General features: G+C 70.6%; 19 protein-coding genes. 5 read left to right on the top strand and 14 right to left on the bottom strand.

Translation table 11 applies throughout. From position 1 onward, the window contains the following. Positions 1-68: 68 nt before the first annotated feature. On the top strand, positions 69-353 hold the full coding sequence (locus ACFY9E_RS20410; protein ID WP_390985782.1) for a DUF6332 family protein: 285 nt from the start codon (positions 69-71) through the stop codon (positions 351-353). On the opposite strand, the gene ACFY9E_RS20415 is transcribed toward ACFY9E_RS20410, so the two are convergent. From ACFY9E_RS20415 to ACFY9E_RS20425, 3 genes are all read right to left on the bottom strand, one after another. Further along, positions 314-979: a response regulator gene (locus tag ACFY9E_RS20415; RefSeq protein WP_390985784.1), complete on the bottom strand. Its 666-nt coding sequence runs from the start codon at positions 977-979 to the stop codon at positions 314-316. The genes ACFY9E_RS20410 and ACFY9E_RS20415 overlap by 40 nt on opposite strands. Further along, complete coding sequence (locus tag ACFY9E_RS20420; protein ID WP_390985786.1) at positions 976-2,220, bottom strand: histidine kinase; 1,245 nt, start codon at positions 2,218-2,220, stop codon at positions 976-978. Before ACFY9E_RS20420 ends, ACFY9E_RS20415 begins: the two co-directional genes overlap by 4 nt. Positions 2,221-2,318: 98 nt before the next feature. After that, a complete protein-coding gene (locus ACFY9E_RS20425; RefSeq protein ID WP_390985789.1) occupies positions 2,319-3,011 on the bottom strand; it encodes a WHG domain-containing protein in 693 nt (230 codons plus the stop codon). Between the two features lie 171 nt (positions 3,012-3,182). Here ACFY9E_RS20425 and ACFY9E_RS20430 point away from each other — a divergent pair, with 171 nt between their 5' ends. Next, the gene (locus tag ACFY9E_RS20430) at positions 3,183-3,632 is read left to right on the top strand and encodes a nitroreductase family deazaflavin-dependent oxidoreductase (RefSeq protein WP_390985791.1); all 450 of its coding nucleotides are present in this window, start codon (positions 3,183-3,185) and stop codon (positions 3,630-3,632) included. Here ACFY9E_RS20430 and ACFY9E_RS20435 read toward each other — a convergent pair. Next, complete coding sequence (locus tag ACFY9E_RS20435; protein ID WP_390985794.1) at positions 3,616-4,857, bottom strand: geranylgeranyl reductase family protein; 1,242 nt, start codon at positions 4,855-4,857, stop codon at positions 3,616-3,618. The genes ACFY9E_RS20430 and ACFY9E_RS20435 overlap by 17 nt on opposite strands. 190 nt (positions 4,858-5,047) lie before the next feature. Here ACFY9E_RS20435 and ACFY9E_RS20440 point away from each other — a divergent pair, with 190 nt between their 5' ends. Next, on the top strand, positions 5,048-6,403 hold the full coding sequence (locus tag ACFY9E_RS20440) for a M20/M25/M40 family metallo-hydrolase (protein ID WP_390985796.1): 1,356 nt from the start codon (positions 5,048-5,050) through the stop codon (positions 6,401-6,403). Between the two features lie 60 nt (positions 6,404-6,463). Beyond that, on the top strand, positions 6,464-7,168 hold the full coding sequence (locus ACFY9E_RS20445) for an MBL fold metallo-hydrolase (protein WP_390985798.1): 705 nt from the start codon (positions 6,464-6,466) through the stop codon (positions 7,166-7,168). Between the two features lie 28 nt (positions 7,169-7,196). On the opposite strand, the gene ACFY9E_RS20450 is transcribed toward ACFY9E_RS20445, so the two are convergent. Next, the gene (locus ACFY9E_RS20450) at positions 7,197-8,360 is read right to left on the bottom strand and encodes an alpha/beta fold hydrolase (RefSeq protein ID WP_390985801.1); all 1,164 of its coding nucleotides are present in this window, start codon (positions 8,358-8,360) and stop codon (positions 7,197-7,199) included. Between the two features lie 102 nt (positions 8,361-8,462). Between ACFY9E_RS20450 and ACFY9E_RS20455 the strand changes: the two genes are divergently transcribed. Next, positions 8,463-9,038 carry an ABATE domain-containing protein gene (locus ACFY9E_RS20455; RefSeq protein ID WP_390985803.1) on the top strand — a complete coding sequence of 192 codons (576 nt, stop codon included), beginning with the start codon at positions 8,463-8,465 and terminating at the stop codon, positions 9,036-9,038. A 125-nt stretch (positions 9,039-9,163) separates the two neighbouring features. Here ACFY9E_RS20455 and ACFY9E_RS20460 read toward each other — a convergent pair whose 3' ends face one another. The 9 genes from ACFY9E_RS20460 to ACFY9E_RS20500 form a co-directional block, all read right to left on the bottom strand. After that, the gene (locus ACFY9E_RS20460; RefSeq protein WP_390985806.1) at positions 9,164-10,249 is read right to left on the bottom strand and encodes a dipeptide ABC transporter ATP-binding protein; all 1,086 of its coding nucleotides are present in this window, start codon (positions 10,247-10,249) and stop codon (positions 9,164-9,166) included. Positions 10,250-10,275: 26 nt separating this feature from the next. Next, the gene (locus ACFY9E_RS20465) at positions 10,276-11,376 is read right to left on the bottom strand and encodes an oligopeptide/dipeptide ABC transporter ATP-binding protein (RefSeq protein ID WP_390985809.1); all 1,101 of its coding nucleotides are present in this window, start codon (positions 11,374-11,376) and stop codon (positions 10,276-10,278) included. Positions 11,377-11,402: 26 nt separating this feature from the next. Beyond that, complete coding sequence (locus tag ACFY9E_RS20470; protein ID WP_390985811.1) at positions 11,403-12,395, bottom strand: ABC transporter permease subunit; 993 nt, start codon at positions 12,393-12,395, stop codon at positions 11,403-11,405. 77 nt (positions 12,396-12,472) lie between these two features. Continuing rightward, complete coding sequence (locus ACFY9E_RS20475; RefSeq protein ID WP_390985814.1) at positions 12,473-14,149, bottom strand: ABC transporter substrate-binding protein; 1,677 nt, start codon at positions 14,147-14,149, stop codon at positions 12,473-12,475. 78 nt (positions 14,150-14,227) lie between these two features. After that, positions 14,228-15,259 carry an ABC transporter permease subunit gene (locus ACFY9E_RS20480; RefSeq protein WP_390985817.1) on the bottom strand — a complete coding sequence of 344 codons (1,032 nt, stop codon included), beginning with the start codon at positions 15,257-15,259 and terminating at the stop codon, positions 14,228-14,230. Between the two features lie 306 nt (positions 15,260-15,565). Next, on the bottom strand, positions 15,566-16,609 hold the full coding sequence (locus ACFY9E_RS20485) for an NUDIX domain-containing protein (RefSeq protein WP_390985819.1): 1,044 nt from the start codon (positions 16,607-16,609) through the stop codon (positions 15,566-15,568). 143 nt (positions 16,610-16,752) lie between these two features. Further along, positions 16,753-16,950: a hypothetical protein gene (locus tag ACFY9E_RS20490; RefSeq protein ID WP_390985821.1), complete on the bottom strand. Its 198-nt coding sequence runs from the start codon at positions 16,948-16,950 to the stop codon at positions 16,753-16,755. A 64-nt stretch (positions 16,951-17,014) separates the two neighbouring features. Continuing rightward, on the bottom strand, positions 17,015-17,251 hold the full coding sequence (locus tag ACFY9E_RS20495; RefSeq protein WP_390985824.1) for a hypothetical protein: 237 nt from the start codon (positions 17,249-17,251) through the stop codon (positions 17,015-17,017). A gap of 50 nt (positions 17,252-17,301) precedes the next feature. Beyond that, positions 17,302-17,577 (bottom strand): hypothetical protein, encoded by a 276-nt coding sequence (locus ACFY9E_RS20500; RefSeq protein ID WP_390985826.1) that lies wholly within the window; start codon positions 17,575-17,577, stop codon positions 17,302-17,304. Between the last annotated feature and the right edge of the window lie 126 nt (positions 17,578-17,703).

The following is a 17,703-nucleotide window of genomic DNA, read 5'->3' on the forward strand; positions in this document are numbered from 1 at the left end:
GGAACGCCTCCCGAGTGCGCGCGGCGGGTTTCCTTGCCCGCCGGGCGCCCCCCTGTTTCACTCGCCGTATGACCAGTCACGGGGGACGGCGTACCCAGGCCGAACGCGACGCGATCACCGTCGAGATCGGGTACGCGCTGTGCACTGCGGCCTTCGCGGCCGCGGTGGTCTTCGGGGCCGTGGCCGGGCCCGCGCTGCTCTTCGACCTGCCGGACACGCCGGAGCGCCTGCTGCTGCGCGCGGGTCTGGTGCTGGCGCCGGTGCTCTTCGCCGCCCGGGTGGTCAGTGTGCTGGTCCGCTTCCAGAAGGCGGATCAGCCCAGCCAGCCCGGGCGCACCAGCCCCGACTCGTAGGCGAGCACGACCAGTTGGGCCCGGTCGCGGGCGCCGAGTTTCACCATCGTGCGGCTCACGTGGGTCTTCGCGGTGAGCGGGCTGACGACCAGGCGGCGGGCGATCTCCTCGTTGGACAGGCCGATCCCGACCAGCGCCATCACCTCCCGTTCCCGCTCGGTGAGCCGGCCCAGGGCGCCGGCCGCCGCCGGTTCCTTGGAGCGGGAGGCGAACTCGGAGATCAGCCGCCGTGTCACGCCCGGCGAGAGCAGCGCGTCGCCCGCGACCACCGCCCGTACGGCGCGCAGGAGTTCGTCCGGCTCGGTGTCCTTGACCAGGAAGCCGGAGGCGCCCGAGCGGATCGCCTCGAAGACGTACTCGTCGAGCTCGAAGGTGGTGAGCATGACGACCTTGACGTCCTTCAGGCCGGGATCGCCGGTGACCTGCCGGGTCGCGGCCAGGCCGTCGAGGACGGGCATGCGGATGTCCATCAGGACGACGTCGGGCCGCAGTTCACGGATCCGGCGCACGGCCTCCTCGCCGTCGGCGGCCTCCGCGGCCACCTCGATGCCGGGCTGCGCGTCGAGCAGCGCCCGGAACCCCGCCCTCACCAGTGACTGGTCGTCGGCCAGCAGTACGCGGATCACCGGTCCTCCTGTGCGGGTCTGGCTCGCGGGCCCGCGGATGCCGTCAGCGGCAGTGCGGCGAGCACCCGGAATCCTCCGTCCGGGCGGGGGCCCGCCTCGATGGTGCCACCCAGCGCGGCGGCCCGCTCCCGCATCCCGGCGAGCCCGTTGCCGCTGCCTCCCGCTTCGGCACCGGTCGCGGGTCCGTCGTCGTCCACCCGCAGCCGCAGCACGTCGCCGTCGTGCGCGAGGTGCACGCGAGCGTGCCGCGAACCCGAGTGCCGTACGACGTTGGTCAGGGCCTCCTGGACGATCCGGAAGGCGGCGAGGTCCGTGCCGGGGGCGAGGCGCGGCGGCTCTCCCTCGACGGCCACCGCGAGGCCCGCACTCGCGGCCTGCTCCACCAGTTCGGGCAGCCGGTCGAGCCCTGGCGCGGGGGCGCGCGGCGCGTCACCGGGGGCGCGCAGGGTGTCGAGCACCTGGCGCACCTCGCCGAGCGCCTCCTTGCTCTGGTCCTTGATCGTGGTGAGGGCCGTGCGGGCCTGCTCGGGGTCGGTGTCGAGGAGCGCGAGGCCGACCCCGGCCTGCACGTTGATCACGGAGATGCTGTGGGCGAGGACGTCGTGCAGCTCCCGCGCGATCCGCAGCCGCTCCTCGTCGGCCCGCCGCCGCGCGGCCTCGGCACGCTCGGCCCGTTCGCGGACCCACTGTTCGCGTCGGACCCGGAACAGCTCCGAGACCGCCGCGATCGCCACGACCCAGGTGGCGACGACGATCTCCTCACCCCAGGAGGCGGCCGGGTCCCCGGACGGCGGCAGCCACCGGAAGAGCCAGTGCGCCACCAGGACGTGCCCGGCCCAGAGCATGCCCATCGCGGCCCACGCCGCCCGGCGGTGCCCGGCGACGATGGCGCTGAAGCAGGCCAGGGCGACGGTGAAGAGCACCGGCCCGTAGGGATACCCAGCCCCGAGATAGACCGTGACGGCGGCCGCCGTGCCGAACACCACGGCCACCGGATACCGCTTGCGCCACAGCAGCAGCCCTGCGGCCACCAGCAGCAGCACTCCTGCGAAGAGGTCCAGCTGCGCCCGCTCGCCCTGCTGTCCGTGGGCGGCGACGTTCGACCCGGCCAGCACGAACGCGGTCACGAGGACGGTGGATCGCCAGGGCCACCGGGGCGCCCGCCCTTCCCACCGGTCCCACCACGCGGGCCCGTGCCGCCACCACTGCGGCGGGCCGCCCCGCGCGCGCTGCTCGTCCATACCGGCCACGCTAGACGCCGCGCCCCCGCGGCGGCGTCACCCCGGCGTGGTGATCACGGGTACTCCCCGGGAAGTACGCGGGCTCACCGTGCGGCGGCTCACGCTGGCCCGGGCACCAGCCCCACCCCCCGGGCGAGTTGCCCCACCGCGTGCCGGAAGAACGCCTCCCGGTCCTCCACCATCCGGTTGAACTGGCCGAACACCTCGAAGCCGACCAGTCCGTACAGCTGGGCCCATGCCGCGACGAGCGCCGTCACGACCTCCAACGGGACGTCGGGGGCGAAGTCGGCGGCCATCCGTTCGGCCTCGGGGCGCAGGCCGTCCGGCAGCGCGGGCCGGGCAACGCCCGGACCCTGATGTGCGTCGCGCGCGATGCCGATGAGCAGGAGGCCCACTCGGGCGGCGGCCGGAACGGTCGTGTCGGGCGCCGTGTAGCCGGGGACCGGCGATCCGTAGATCAGCGCGTACTCGTGCGGGTGCTCCAACGCCCAGCCCCGTACCGCCTCACACACCGCGATCCATCGCTCGAAGGGGCCGGCGTCGGCGTCGTGGGCCGCCTCGGCGCTCTCGCCCAGCGAGTCGTAGGCGTCGATGATGAGGGCGGTCAGCAGATCGTCACGGCTGGGGAAGTAGCGGTACAGCGCGGAGGAGACCATACCGAGCTCACGGGCCACGGCCCGCAGGGAGAGCCGCGCGGCACCCTCCGCCGCGAGCTGTCTGCGGGCCTCGTCCTTGATGGCCGCGGTGACTTCGATCCTGGCCCGGGCACGGGCGCCGTGTGCGGTGCTCATACCCGGCAGTCTCCCATGAGAGCAGAGCAGTGCACACAAAGGAGAGCGGTGAACAAAAAAGAGAGCAGTGCTCTTGCGCGAGCACTCCGCACCCGTGCAGACTGATGCCGGAGAGAGCGAGAGCAGTGCTCACAAAAGAGAGCACCGCTTCGCCGCAGACGAGGGGTCCTCATGTCCACGCACGTGCAGAAGCCCGGCTGGTTCACCGTCAACGTCTTCAACCGTCTCGTGGCCTGGCTGACCCGGCGCGGCCTCAGCGTCTGGGGCTCGCGCGTCCTCGCCGTCCGCGGCCGCAAGAGCGGCCAGTGGCGCACCACCCCGGTCAACCTGCTGACCCTGGACGGCAAGCAGTACCTGGTCGCCCCCCGCGGCCATGTGCAGTGGACGCACAACATGCGCGCCGCGGGCGGCGGTGAACTGCGCCTCGGCAAGCGTGTGGACACCTTCACCGCGGCCGAGGTGAGCGACGACGACAAGACCCCGGTCCTGCGCGCCTACCTCAAGCGCTGGAAGGCGGAGGTCGGGGTCTTCTTCAACGGGGTCGGCCCCGACTCCACGGACGACCAGCTGCGCCGCATCGCCCCCGACCACCCGGTCTTCGAGATCACCCCGACGAGCTGACCTCGCCGTCCGTCGCGGGACGGCGGTCCAGCGCGGACAGGGCCCGCTGGGCCACCGGGTGCGAGCGGACGATCTCGCCCAGCGACGTCGCCCCCTGCGTGATCTCCTTGAACGCCTTCCAGGCCGGACGCAAGCCCGTCAACGCCGCGTGGAACAGCCCGGGACGGCGCTCGAACACCGTCAGCAGCCGCTTGCCGACACTCATCTCCACTCCGAGCCCGGCCTTCACGGCGAACGCGTAGTTGAGGGCCTGCCGACGCGTGTCCACCGCGTCGTGCGCCTCGGCGATCCGCACCGCCCACTCCCCCGCCAGCCGGCCGGACCGCAGCGCGAACGAGATGCCCTCACGGGTCCACGGCTCCAGCAGCCCCGCCGCGTCACCGCACACCAGCACCCGTCCGCGCGAGAGCGGGGAATCGTCGGCGCGGCATCGGGTCAAGTGCCCCGAGGAGATGCTCGGTTCGAAGCCGGCGAGGCCCAAGCGGCCGATGAACTCCTCCAGGTACCGCTTCGTCGCGGCGCCTTCACCCCGGGCCGAGATCACCCCGACCGTCAGGGTGTCGCCCTTGGGGAAGACCCAGCCGTAACTGCCGGGCATGGGGCCCCAGTCGATGAGCACCCGGCCCTTCCAGTCCTCGGCGACGGTCTCCGGCACCGGGATCTCCGCCTCCAGGCCGAGATCCACCTGGCCGAGCTTGACCCCGACATGCGCCCCTATGCGGCTGGCACTGCCGTCCGCTCCGACGACGGCCCGCGCGAGCACGACCTCGCCGCCCTGGAGGACCACGGCGACCGTGCGCCGGTCCGGCACCGACGAGCCGTGCTGCTCGACCCGCTGGACCGTGACACCCGTGCGCAGCTCGGCGCCCGCCTTCTGCGCGTGCTCGACGAGCTGCTGGTCGAACTCGGGCCGGTTGATCAGCCCGAACAGCATCTGCCGGGACCGTCGTGTGCGCGTGAAGCGGCCGTTGTGCGAGAACGTCACCGCGTGCACCCGGTCCCTGAAGGGCAGCTCGAAGCCGGGCGGCAGCGCGTCGCGCGAGGGACCGATGATGCCGCCGCCGCACGTCTTGTACCGCGGCAGCTCCGCCTTCTCCAGCAACAGCACGCGTCTGCCCGCCACCGCCGCCGCGTACGCGGCCGAAGCGCCCGCGGGTCCCGCGCCCACCACGACGACGTCCCACACCTGGCGCACGTCGTCCGCCGAAGAGTTCTCGCTGCTCACGATGGTCTACTGCTCCCGATCAAGCCGCCTGCCGCTGTCTCCCGCATCCTACGGCGGCGGTCACCGCAGGCCGCTGTGGGAGGATCGACGACGTGGGTGGCCCTTACACGGGGCCGCGCCCGCACCACACGATCACCGCGTACCGAGAGGTACGCATCCGTACAACGTCGCACCCACGAGGAGCGTGCCCATGTCGTCGAATCCGGTCGCCGAGACCGTCGCCTCGCTGATGCCCAGGGCGAAGGAGGAGCTCACCGAACTGGTGGCCTTCCGGTCGGTGGCGGACTTCGACCAGTTCCCGAGGAGCGAGAGCGAGGGCGCCGCCCGCTGGGTCGCCGACGCGCTCACCGCCGAGGGTTTCGAGGACGTGGCCCTGCTCGACACCCCCGACGGAACGCAGTCGGTCTACGGCTTCCTGCCCGGCCCGGCGGGCGCGAAGACCGTTCTGCTCTACGCCCATTACGACGTGCAGCCGCCGCTGGACGAGGCCGCCTGGACGACCCCGCCCTTCGAGCTGACCGAGCGGGACGGGCGCTGGTACGGGCGCGGGGCCGCCGACTGCAAGGGCGGCCTGATCATGCACCTGCTGGCGCTGCGCGCGCTGAAGGCGAACGGCGGCGTCCCCGTCCATGTGAAGGTGATCGCCGAGGGCTCGGAGGAGATGGGCACGGGCGGCCTGGAGCGGTACGCCGAGGAACACCCCGGCCTGCTGGAGGCGGACACGATCGTCATCGGCGACGCGGGCAACTTCCGCGTCGGCCTGCCGACCGTCACCTCCACCCTGCGCGGCATGACCATGGTGCGCCTCCAGGTCGACACGCTCACGGGCAATCTGCACTCGGGCCAGTTCGGCGGTGCCGCGCCCGACGCGCTGGCCGCCCTGATCCGCGTGCTGGACTCGCTGCGCGCCGACGACGGTTCGACGACCGTCGAGGGGCTCGCGGGTGACGCGGCCTGGGAGGGGTTGCAGTACGAGGAGGAGCAGTTCCGCCAGGACGCCAAGGTCCTGGACGGCGTCGAGCTGATCGGCTCCGGGACGGTCGCCGACCGCATCTGGGCACGGCCGGCCGTCACGGTCATCGGCATCGACTGCCCGCCCGTGGTCGGCGCCACCCCGTCCGTGCAGGCCCGCGCCCGGGCGCTGATCAGCCTGCGGGTGCCGCCGGGCGTGGACGCGGGCGAGGCGACCAAGCTGCTCCAGGCGCACCTGGAGGCGCACACGCCGTGGGGCGCGCGGATCAGCTGCGAGCAGATCGGCCAGGGCCAGCCCTTCCGCGCCGACACCACCAGCCCGGCGTACCAGGCCATGGCGGCCGCGATGGCGGTGGCCTACCCCGGGCAGGAGATGCAGTACGCGGGGCAGGGCGGCTCCATCCCGCTGTGCAACACGCTGGCCGCCCTCTACCCGCGAGCGGAGATCCTGCTCATCGGGCTGAGCGAGCCGGAGGCCCAGATCCACGCCGTGAACGAGAGCGTCTCCCCCGAGGAGCTGGAGCGTCTGTCGGTGGCGGAGGCGCTGTTCCTGCGCAACTACGCGGCGAACTGACCGCTCTGCCCGCAGCAGAAGGCCCTCGTCCTCGGACGGGGGCCTTCCTAAGGTCGTCCCATGGACGTCATCGAGCTGTCCCCCCGGCTGCACCTGCTGCGCTTCCCGGTCGGCCAGGCCTACCTCTGGCGCGATGGAGGCGAACTGACGCTGGTCGACGCCGGCCCGGCCGGCTCCGGTGACCCGATCGCCGAGGCGGTGACCGCCCTCGGCCGGCATCCCCGGGACGTGCGGCGGATCGTGCTCACCCACTTCCACGAGGACCACGCGGGCGGAGCGGCCGAGTTCGCCGCGCTCAGCGGCGCCGAGGTGCTGGCCCACCGGCTGGACGCGCCCGCCGTACGGGGCGACGTCCCGGGCCCGGAGCCGTTGTTCGAGGACTGGGAGCGGCCACTGCACGAGCAGGCGCTGAGGCTGCTGCCCGAGGGCGACCACGCCCGGCCCCGGGAGGTCACCGAGGTGTCCGGCGGCGAGGTGCTGGACATCGGCGGCGGAGCACACGTCGTGCACGTGCCGGGGCACACGCACGGCAGCATCGCGCTCCATCTCCCGCAGCACGGCGTGCTGTTCACGGGTGACACGGTCGCCGCGTCCCCCGTCGACGGCACGGTGATGCCGGGGGTGTTCAACCTCGACCGCGCGCAGGTCCTCGCGGCCTGCCTGCGCCTGGCCGAACTGGAGGCGGACGTGGCCTGCTTTGGTCACGGGGACCCGGTGACGGCGCGGGCGGCCCGGGCGCTGCGGAGCGCGGCGCTCGGGACCTGATCGGGATCGGGATCGAACCCGGCCGTGTTCACCGGCCGGCGGCCAGCACTGCCGCGAGACCTTCCTGCAGATCCTTGACGAAATACTCGGGGACCTCCAGCGACGGGAAGTGTCCCCCGGTCTCGGGCGTCCTCCACCGGACGATCTGCCGGTACCGCTCCTGCGCCCAGGCGCGCGGACACTTCTCGATGTCGCGGGGATACACACTGATCGCTGACGGGACGTCGACCCGAAGTCCGGGGTCGAGCGAAAGGTGGCTTTCGTAATAGATGCGGGCCGCCGACGCGCCGGTCCGCGTCAGCCAGTACAGGGTGACGTCGTCAAGAATGCGGTCCCTGGAAATCGTCTCGAACGGGCTGTCCTCGGTGTCCGTCCACTCGGCGAACTTGTCGAGGATCCAGGCGAGCAGCCCGACCGGTGAGTCGACGAGCGAGTAGCCGATGGTCTGCGGCCGGGTCGCCTGCTGCTTCGCGTACGCCGCGTGCCGGCCCCAGAAGTCGCGGGTTTCCTCGGTCCATGTGCGCTCGACGGCCGTCAGCCCGTCCGTTGTCAGCCCGGGCGGTGCCTGCGCGGTCGTTGTATGGATGCCGAGAACGTGCGCCGGGAACCTGCCGCCGAGGACCGTGGTGATCACACCTCTCCAGTCGCCGCCATGGGCTACGAACTCGCTGTAGCCGAGCCTCCCCATCAGTTCCACCCATGCGGCGGCGATCTTTTCGATGCCCCACCCTGTGGTGGCCGGCTTGTCGCTGTAGCCGAAGCCCGGCAACGACGGGACCACGACGTGGAACGCCGGCGTGTCCGGGTCTTCTGGATCTGCCAGCTCGTCCACTACGTCGACGAACTCGGCGATGCTGCCCGGCCAGCCGTGCGTCAAGATCAGAGGAGTGGCATCCGCGCGCACGGATCGGCGGTGCAGGAAGTGGATTCCCAGGCCGTCGATGATCGTGCGGAACTGGCCGATCCGGTCGAGGCGCGCTTCGAACGAGCGCCAGTCGTACCCGGTGCGCCAGTAGTTCACGACATCGACGAGGTCGGCAAGAGGAACCCCCTGTGCCCATCGAGGAGGGCCGGGCGCCGCGCGCGAGACCGTCTCGGCTTCCGGCAGCCGCGCCGCGGCCAGTCGCGCGCGCAGGTCGTCGAGGTCAGCGTCGGGTGCGTGGACTTCACATGCTTGCACCTCGCCGGGCATGGGACCTCCTGGTCGTCGCGGGAGCGGCCGGACCTGTCGCGAACCGGCTAAGACGGTTCTAACAAGGGTCGCCGTCGGTGCGCAACCGGCTAAGGTGGTTCCATGCATGCTCGGTTTCCCGACTTCCGTCTCGGCAAGGTGCTGGCGACCAGCTTCACGGCGACCCTGACGGAGCGTTGCGGCGACCCCGTGGAACGCATTCCCACGCCGCAGCGACTCGTCGACTGGCTGGCGGTGAACGGCCTCGGCGTTGAGTCCTGCACCACCGCCCAGCTCGAACTCGCCCGGGAACTGAGGGAATCGATTCACGCCGCCTTGACAGCGGCCGCGGTCCAAGACCCCCTCCCTGCGTCCGCCGTCCAGGTCATCAACGACCGCAGTACTCAAGGTCGGGCCGCGGCCGTCCTGACGCCCGAGAACAAGCGGCAATGGCGACTTGGCTCGGCTTCCCGCGTGGAGGATGCCCTGAGCGTTGTCGCTGCCGACGCGATCAGCATCCTCGCAGGCGAACGAGACGGAAAACTGGCCCTGTGCGCGTCGCCGACCTGCCGGGCCGCCTTCTTCGACACCAGCCAAAGCCGTACCCGCAAATGGTGCGAAATGAATACGTGCGGAAATCGCCAGAAGAAGGCACGCTTCCATGCCAACAAGCACAAGAACCCTGGAGCGGCAAAGTAATCAACCCATGCGGACCGCGCCCGAAACGGAGTGATTCCGGGCTCAGGGCGCGCCTGCGCGGCGGGCGGCGAGCGCGGTGGCGCGCGTGACGCGCCCCGCGGTGAGCCGCGCCCCGAGGCACCCCCCTAGCCGAGAGCCGGGTCCAGGACGATGTCCTCCTCGCGTGCTGTGACGGACGGCTCCTCGGGGAAGTGGCAGGCGGTCAGATGGCCCGAGGGGCTGCCCTCGACGCGCACCAGCTGCGGTTCCTCCAGGGCGCACTTCTCCTGCGCCTTCCAGCAGCGGGTGCGGAAGCGGCAGCCGGAGGGCGGGTCGATCGGGGAGGGCACGTCCCCGGCCAGCCGGATGCGTTCGCGCCGCTCGACGGCGTCCGGGTCGGCCTCGGGGACGGCGGACAGCAGCGCGTGCGTGTAGGGGTGCCGTGGCCGGGTGTAGAGCGACTCCCGCTCGGCGACCTCGACGATCTTGCCGAGGTACATCACCGCGACCCGCTCGGAGAAGTGCCGTACGACGGCGAGGTCGTGGGCGATGAAGACGAAGGCGATGCCGAACTCCCGCTGGAGGTCCTGGAGCAGGTTGACGACCTGCGCCTGGATGGAGACGTCCAGCGCGGAGACGGGTTCGTCGGCCACGATCAGCTTCGGCCTCAGGGCGAGCGCGCGGGCGATGCCGATGCGCTGGCGCTGACCGCCGGAGAACTCGTTGGGGTAGCGGTTGTAGTGCTCGGGATTGAGCCCGACCGTCTCCAGGAGTTCCTGGGCGCGCTTCTTGTGGCCCTGGGGCGGGTTGATGCCGTTGAGGCGCATCGGCGTCTCGACGATGGTCCCGACGGTGTGCCGGGGGTTCAGCGACGAGTACGGGTCCTGGAAGATCATCTGGACGTTGCGGCGTGCCTCTCGCATCCGCCCGGGCGCCCGGTGCGTGATGTCCTCGCCGTCGAAGACGACGGAGCCGCCGGTGGGTTCGAGCAGCCGGGTGATCAGCCGGCCCGTGGTCGACTTGCCGCAGCCGGACTCGCCGACCAGGCCCAGCGACTCGCCCGGACCGACGGAGAAGTCGATGCCGTCGACGGCCCGGACGGCCCCGATCTGCCGCTGGAAGATGATGCCCTGGCGGATGGGGAAGTGCTTCTGCAGACCGCGTACCTCCAGGAGGTTCTCGCCGGCGGGGCGGTCGGTGCTCTGCCCGGTGAGGGGCTCGGTGGTGCTCACGGCACGTTTCCTTTCGTCCGCCGCCGTCACTGTGCGGCCCGTGCGGCCGCTGCGTCCCGGTCGTCCGGACCGGCCCCGCCTCGGATCTCCTGCTTGGCGTCGTCGCTGAGATGGCACGCGGCGAGGTGCCGTTCGCTGCCGGAGACGAGGCGCAGCTCGGGCCGCTCGGCCGTGCAACGACCCTGCGCGACCCAGCCCTTGTAGGCGCAGCGCGGGTGGAAGGAGCAGCCGTCCGGCAGGTTGATCAGGCTGGGCGGGCTGCCGGGGATCGGGTTGAGCCGTTCGCCGACATCGCCGCTGAGATGCGGCATCGACTGCAACAGGCCCCAGGTGTAGGGGTGCTGGGGCTGTTTGAGCACGTCGCGGGTGGTGCCGTACTCGATGCGCCGGCCGCCGTACATCACCAGGATGTCGTCGGCGACGTCGGCGACCACGCCGAGGTCGTGCGTGATGATGACGACGGCGGAGCCGAACTCCTCCTGGAGGTCGCGGATCAGGTCCAGGATCTGCGCCTGGACGGTGACGTCCAGGGCGGTGGTGGGCTCGTCGGCGATGAGCAGGGCCGGGTCGCACACCAGCGACATGGCGATCATGGCGCGCTGGCGCATACCGCCGGAGAACTGGTGCGGGTAGTCCCTGACCCGGCGCTCGGGCTGCGGGATGCCGACCCGCTTCAGCATCTCCACCGCGCGGTCCCTGGCCTCCTTCTTGGAGACCTTGTGGTGCACCCGGTAGGCCTCGGCGATCTGGGAGCCGACGGTGAAGAAGGGGTGCAGCGCGGACAGCGGGTCCTGGAAGATCATGGAGACCGTGCGGCCGCGCAGGGCGCGCATCCCGGCCTCGGGCAGGGCGACGAGTTCCCTGCCCTCCAGCCAGATCTCGCCGGAGACCCGGGCGCGGGTGCCCTTGTGCAGTCCGAGCAGGGCCAGTGAGGTCACCGACTTGCCGGAGCCGGACTCGCCGACGATGCCGAGGGTCCTGCCCTTCTCCAGGGTGAAGGAGACGCCGTCGACCGACTTGACGAGGCCGTCCTCGGTCGGAAAGTGCACCTTCAGGTCGCGTACGTCGAGGAAGGGCGCGGGCTCGGGTGTGACGTCCGCGGGCTGCGATGAGGTCGATACGGACACGGGTGTTCCTAAGGACGAAGAAGGGCTCAGGCGAGGCGCACGCGCGGGTCGACGAGGCCGTACACCAGGTCGACGACGACGTTGGCGAGGACGACGAACGTCGCGGCGAAGAGCGTGGTGCCGAGGATGACCGGCAGGTCGGAGTTCTGGACGGAGTCGACCGCGAGCTTGCCGATGCCGTTGATCCCGAACACCGACTCGGTGATGACCGCGGAGCCGCCGATCAGGGAGCCGACGTCCATGCCGAAGATGGTGATGATCGGGGTGATGGCGGCCCGCAGTCCGTGTTTGAGGACGACGGTGGCGGCCGACAGGCCCTTGGCGCGGGCGGTGCGCATGTAGTCCTCGGCGAAGACCTCCAGCATGGAGGAGCGGGTGAGCCGGGTGTACATCGCGAGGTAGACGATGACCAGGGTGGTCCAGGGGAGGATCAGCCCCTGGAACCAGCCGGCCGGGTCCTCGGTGATCGGCGTGTAGCCGGAGGTCGGCAGGATCTGGAACTTGTCGACGAAGAGGTACAGCAGGAGCAGGCCGATGAAGTAGATCTGCACCGACACGCCGAACAGGGCGAGTCCCACCGCCGCCTTGTCGGCGGCCCGGCCCCTGCGCACCGCCGCGACGGTGCCGAGGCCGACGCCGAGGACCAGGAAGGCCACCGCGGCGCCGAGCCCGAGGGAGAGGTCCGCCGGGAAGTCCGAGAGCAGCGTGGTGAGGACCGGGGTGTCGGTCTGGAAGGAGACACCGAGGCAGGGCGCGCCGCAGTGGATGCGCACGCTCTGGTCGCCGAAGTCGCGTCCGGCGACCAGCCCCTTGAGGAACTCCCAGTACTGGGTCAGATAGCTCTGGTCCAGGCCCAGGGAGTGCTTGATCTCCGCGAGCCGGGAGGGAGAGCAGGTCTTTCCGCAGGCCAGCAGGGCGGGGTCGGACGGCAGGGCGAAGAAGATGAAGAAGGTGATCGTGGTGATCACCAGCATGATCACGGCCGCTGCCAGCAGGCGTCTGATGAGGTAACGAAACATGAGGTGCCGGGACCTGACGTGAGTGGGATGCCCGCCGGCGGCCGGGCCGCCGGCGGGGTGTGGTGGAGACGGTTCCGTCAGTGCTTGATGTAGACGTGGACCAGGCTCGGCTCGGCGAGGATCGTGTCGGAGATGACTCCGCCGACCTTGGAGCCGGACATGTCGCTGAAGTTCATGTACGTCAGCGGGACCACGGCGGCGTCCTTGAGGATCTGCTCGTCCATCTGGCCGTAGGTCGCGTTGCGCTGCCCGACGTCGGTCGTCTTGGCGGCCTTGTCGATCAGGGCGTTGACCTTCGGGTCGTTCAGGTAGGAGAGGTCCTGGTTCGACTGCGGGTTCTTCGCGATCAGACGGCCGTCGAAGAGGGTGGGCAGCACCGTGGAGGCGTTGGGCCAGTCGGCGATCCAGTCGCCCCAGGTCAGGTCGTACTGGTTCTTGGTGTTGTCGATGGTGCTGAAGTAGTTGGCCGCGTCGATCGGGGAGATGTTGACGTGGATGCCGATGCGTTCCAGGGCGGTCTTCACGGCGTCGGCGAAGTGCTCCTGGGTGGGGGTGTTCTCCACGGCGATCGACATGGTGGGCTTGGGGTTGCCCGCCTGCTTCATCAGCTCCTTGGCCTTGGCGAGGTTGCCGGCCGGGTTGGCGCTGTACAGGCTGAACTTCTTGTAGCCGCCGATGCCGGGGCTCAGCATCGTGGTGGCGTAGTCGCCGTACGCGGAGCCGCCGAACGCGCCGCGCACCGTGGTCTTGTCGACGGCGTACTCGATCGCCTGGCGGACCTTCAGGTTCTTCACCCGAGTGGTGTTGATGGCCAGGTAGTTGATGCCGGGCGCCGGAATCTTGTAGTAACGGCTCTTCAGCGACGGGTCGTTGGCCAGCTGGGCCAGGTCGGAGCCCGCGATCGGCCACTGCTGGATCGACGTCTGGGCGGTGCCGGCATCGGCCTTGATCTGCTGGTCGATGGCCGACTCGTCCTGGCCGAACTTCACGTCCATCTCGTCGACGTTCTGCTGCCGGATGGGGTCGGTCGACTGCGACCAGTGCGTGTTGCGGGTGAGGACGAGTTCCTTGTTCTTGGTGTACGACTTGATCATGTACGGGCCGTCGGACCAGACCTTGGTGTCGTAGGTCGAGCCCGTGTCGTGGGCCTTCGGCACGGCCGCCCAGCCGGTCATGGCGGTGGTCTCGTCGAAGTCGGCCACCGGCTGGTTCAGATGGAAGACGATCGTGTACTTGTCCGGTGTCTGGATGGAGCCGAGTTGCTTGCCCTGGTACGGGCCCTTGTAGTCGGCGCCGCCGATGAGCCACTGGGCGGCGTAGGGCGGGCCGCCGTTGATGTCGGAGGAGAAGAACCGCTCGACTCCGTACTTGACGTCCGGTGCGGTGACCTCGGTGCCGTCCTGGTACTTCACACCGTGCTTGAGGTGGAAGGTCCAGACGGTGGCGCCCTTGGAGGGCGTTCCGGTGTCGGTGGCCAGGTCGCCGACGAGTTTCGGCTTCGAGCCGGTCTCGTCCCAGCCGGTCAGGTTACGGACGATCTCCTGGTCCATGCTCGAGCCCTCGGTCGTGTAGACGCGCTGGGGGTCGAGGTGGTCGAAGTCCGCCTTGTCGAGGACGGTCAGGGTGCCGCCCTTCCCGGGGGTGCCGCTTCCGCTGGTGCTGGAGGACCCTCCGCACGCGGTGGCTCCGAGGGCGATCGCCACGGCGGTTGCCGCGAGAGCGACCGTGCGGGATCTGCGCGTTCTGCGCGTCATGGGAGAAACTCCGTTTCTTGCTACGGGCTCGGAGGGCGTTCGTGGGACCGCCGGGCCGATATGTCGGGGGGTGGCTCGTCAGCCGCGTCGGGCGCGGGGGTCCAGGGCGTCCCGGACGCCGTCCCCCAGGAGGTTGAGCGCCAGGACCAGGAGGAGGAGCAGGACGCCGGGCACGAAGAGGTACATCGGGTCCTGGAGGAAGAACTGGGAGGCGTCCGACAGCAGCGCTCCCCAGTCGGGGTTCGGCGGAATGACGCCGACACCCAGGTACGACAGCGCCGCCTCGGTGGTGATGTTCTGCGGGACGGCGAGCGCGAAGGAGATCAGGATCGGCGCCCACAGGTTGGGCAGCAGCTGCCGGAAGAGGATGTGCCGCCGGCCGGCGCTCATCAGCCGCGCGGCGTCGACGAACTCCCGCTCGCGCAGGGACAGTACCTGCCCGCGCACCAGGCGGGCGGTGTACGCCCAGGCGAAGACGGCGATGTTGAGGACCAGGACGAGCAGCCGGAGGTTCTCGTCGGTGCCGCCGTGGTTGTTGGTCTGCAGTGCGTTCTGGATCACCGGGGTGAGCGCGATGATGAACAGCAGCTGCGGGAACGCCAGCATCACGTCCATGATCCGGGACAGCAGGGAGTCGACCCAGCCGCCGAAGTAGCCGGCGGCGAGCCCTGCGACGACACCGACGGCGGTGGACAGCAGCGCCGAGGCGAATCCCACGTACAGGGAGGTGCGCAGGCCGTAGACGATCCGGGCGAACAGGTCGTAGCCCGTGCCCGGTTCGACGCCGAGCAGGTGCCGGGCACTGATGCCGCCCAGCGATCCGTAGGGGAAGTTGCCCGTGTCCGGATTGATCGCCTTGTTGTCGGGGGTGATCGGTCCCCAGCCGGTCAGCGCGGTGAGGACCGGTGCGAGGAGGGCGATCGCGATGAACAGGAGGGTGGCCGCCAGGGCGACCGTGGTGACCTTGTCCCGCCTGATCCGACGCCAGGCCATCCGGGCCGGTGAGCGTCCGGCGACTACCGTGCCGCCGGGTCTGGAGTCCTGCGTCGACGGTTCGGCCGGCAGCGCGGTGCCGCCGCCGGTGTCGACCGGCTGGTGTTGCGTGGTCATCGTACGGACATCCCGGATCTGCCCCTGGGGCAAGGAAATTGGGTGGCGGTCGTTGCTTCCGCCGTGAGACTCTGCGGACTTTCGCAATGGCGTGCGAGTCCGGTCAAGCCGCGCAGGGGCGAGAAAAGGGATTGTTTGCGGACATGGGAAAGTGTTGACGAGAGCGGGGAGTGCGATTACCCGGCGCGTGAATGTCCGAGGGGGGTTCCTTGGGCAGGGATTGGCCCTGTCTCCGCCGTCGTTTCCTCTCGCTTTTCCCTCGGGATTCCCCGTGCCGGGTAAAGAGCACGCGTGCGGTGCGCGCCGTCAGCCGACGGGTACCCCGGCCTCGAGGTAGAAGGCCGCTCCGCGCTCACGGGCCCGCAGGGCCCAGCGCAGCCGCTCGTAGCGCACCGGGGGCAGCAGGTCGGCGGCCTCCTCCTCGGTGACGAACCGCCAGGCGCGCAGCTCCGGGCCGGGCAGCAGCAGCCGGCCGGCCTGCGCGGAGTGGAGGAGGCCGCCGTCGAAGAGCAGCCGCAGACCGCCGAACCCCGGTGGCACGGGGCGCTCCCAGTCGACGACGAGCAGGCTGGGCACCTCGTCGAGGCTGATGCCGGTCTCCTCGGCGACCTCACGCATCCCGGCGCGCGCGGGTGCCTCACCGGGTTCGACGACGCCGCCGGGGAATTCCCAGCCGGCCTTGTACGTGGGGTCGACGAGCAGCACCCGGTCCCGCTCGTCGAAGAGGAGCACCCCGGCGGCGAGTGTCTCGGCGGTGGGCTCCGGCGTCTGCACGATGTCGCAGACGGGCACGGAACCGCTGGTGACGGCGTCGGCGATCCGGACGGCCGTCTGGTACGGAGTGAGGTCGCTGTTGTCGACCGGGTGGGCGTCGGCGGTGAGCCAGGAGGCGAGTGCGGCCCGGTACGGCTCGATGTGGTCGAAGGACCACTGGCGTACTCGTATCTCGTCCCCGGGCAGGTCCCGCGGGACCTCACGGCCCGCTATGCGCTCCCGCAGTATCGTTTCGGCCGGAGTGAGCAGGATGTGGCTGACCGGAATCCTGCGCGCGGCCAGCCCGCCGAAGATCTCGTCGCGGTACTCCTGGCGCAGCAGGGTCATGGGGACGACGAGGGTTCCGCCGAGCTCGGCGAGCATCGCGGCCGCCGTGTCGATCACGAGCCGTCGCCAGATCGGCAGGTCCCGGAAGTCGCCGGCCTCGGCGAGGCGTTTGGGCGGCAGCAGGTGGGCGAGCGTGCCGCCGATGACCTCCGGGTCGAAGAGTGTGCTGTTCGGGATCAGTTCGATCAGCTCCCGTGCGGTGGTGGTCTTCCCCGCACCGAACGCGCCGTTGATCCAGACGACGGTCACAGGTCCCCCTCTTCTGTTGGCCCCCTGAGGCTTGCCCGCTCCACCCTGCCACGGAAACCAGCCGCAGTTGAGGGCGCATGACGACGGCGCCGGCGCCCCCACTGGCGGGAGCGCCGGCGCCGTGGCCGCGAACCGGGGGGCCGTCAGCCCTTCTTGTGCTGGGCGCCGTCCTCCCGGTCCAGGGACAGGCTGTCCTTGGCGACGGTCTCGTCGAGGGTCTTGAGGGTCTCGTCGACGCTCAGGGTGCCCAGGCTGTCCCCGAGGGCGTGGGACGGGGTGACCGCCGCGACGACGAAGCCGGTGGCGAGGGAGGCGATGGCGAGCATGCTGCGCTTCTTCATGCCCGGCTCAACGGCCGGACCCGCCGCGGGGTCACGCAGCCTCGTACGACCGGGCGACGGCGCCTCAGGCGGAGTCCCCGTCCCGGTCGGCCGCCCACGCCCCCGGGCCGCCGCCGCGCCACTCGATGAGCCCCGTGGCCGCCACGTACGCCTCGTCCGCGTCCTCGATACCGGCCCGCCGCAGGAACTCGGCCACATCGATCGGTCCGTAGGCGATGCCGAGGAACTGGTCGTCCACACGGACCCGACGGCCGCCGTCCGCGGCGGGCGGGTAGACCACGACGGGTTTCACGGACGCCATGGCACCAGGGTGGGCGGGAAGCGTGCCGGCCGCGCGCCGGGCTGGGCCGTTCAGCCCGCCTTGCGCGTCGGCCGGAACTCGTGGACGTCGGCGGTCAGAGTGCCGTCGTGCTGCTCGTAGTGCGACAGGGCGAGGCCGAGGCCGAAGAAGGTGGGTGCCCATTCGCCCACGAAGATGCCCCAGCGGTCGGCACGGGCGAGGCCGGTGCCGGCCTCCATCTTCAGGGAGCCCATCCAGGTGACGACGCTGAGGCCGATGGAGGCCAGGCCGGCCATGTAGGCGTGCTCGCTGCGGACACCCATCTCATGCATCTTCTTGATGATCATCAGCGGCTCCGATCCGTGGGGGATGTGCAGGAGACGGAGTGCCCGTGACAGGGGTCGATATTCGTCATTTTTGTGCTTTATGTCCGACATGGGGGTCGTGTGGCGGGCACGGGAGCGCCCGCCGCA

The sequence above is a fragment of the Streptomyces sp. NPDC012466 genome, from assembly GCF_042955215.1.
Lineage (GTDB): Bacteria > Actinomycetota > Actinomycetes > Streptomycetales > Streptomycetaceae > Streptomyces.

What these genes read in the sequence shown, in the direction of transcription:
- ACFY9E_RS20495 (WP_390985824.1), bottom strand. Translation starts at nt 17,251, where the DNA reads ATGGCGTCCGTGAAACCCGTCGTGGTCTACCCGCCCGCCGCGGACGGC.
- ACFY9E_RS20490 (WP_390985821.1), bottom strand. Translation starts at nt 16,950, where the DNA reads ATGAAGAAGCGCAGCATGCTCGCCATCGCCTCCCTCGCCACCGGCTTC.
- ACFY9E_RS20500 (WP_390985826.1), bottom strand. Translation starts at nt 17,577, where the DNA reads ATGATCATCAAGAAGATGCATGAGATGGGTGTCCGCAGCGAGCACGCC.
- ACFY9E_RS20420 (WP_390985786.1), bottom strand. Translation starts at nt 2,220, where the DNA reads ATGGACGAGCAGCGCGCGCGGGGCGGCCCGCCGCAGTGGTGGCGGCAC.
- ACFY9E_RS20410 (WP_390985782.1), top strand. Translation starts at nt 69, where the DNA reads ATGACCAGTCACGGGGGACGGCGTACCCAGGCCGAACGCGACGCGATC.
- ACFY9E_RS20475 (WP_390985814.1), bottom strand. Translation starts at nt 14,149, where the DNA reads ATGACGCGCAGAACGCGCAGATCCCGCACGGTCGCTCTCGCGGCAACC.
- ACFY9E_RS20470 (WP_390985811.1), bottom strand. Translation starts at nt 12,395, where the DNA reads ATGTTTCGTTACCTCATCAGACGCCTGCTGGCAGCGGCCGTGATCATG.
- ACFY9E_RS20480 (WP_390985817.1), bottom strand. Translation starts at nt 15,259, where the DNA reads ATGACCACGCAACACCAGCCGGTCGACACCGGCGGCGGCACCGCGCTG.
- ACFY9E_RS20425 (WP_390985789.1), bottom strand. Translation starts at nt 3,011, where the DNA reads ATGAGCACCGCACACGGCGCCCGTGCCCGGGCCAGGATCGAAGTCACC.
- ACFY9E_RS20440 (WP_390985796.1), top strand. Translation starts at nt 5,048, where the DNA reads ATGTCGTCGAATCCGGTCGCCGAGACCGTCGCCTCGCTGATGCCCAGG.
- ACFY9E_RS20445 (WP_390985798.1), top strand. Translation starts at nt 6,464, where the DNA reads ATGGACGTCATCGAGCTGTCCCCCCGGCTGCACCTGCTGCGCTTCCCG.
- ACFY9E_RS20450 (WP_390985801.1), bottom strand. Translation starts at nt 8,360, where the DNA reads ATGCCCGGCGAGGTGCAAGCATGTGAAGTCCACGCACCCGACGCTGAC.
- ACFY9E_RS20455 (WP_390985803.1), top strand. Translation starts at nt 8,463, where the DNA reads ATGCATGCTCGGTTTCCCGACTTCCGTCTCGGCAAGGTGCTGGCGACC.
- ACFY9E_RS20430 (WP_390985791.1), top strand. Translation starts at nt 3,183, where the DNA reads ATGTCCACGCACGTGCAGAAGCCCGGCTGGTTCACCGTCAACGTCTTC.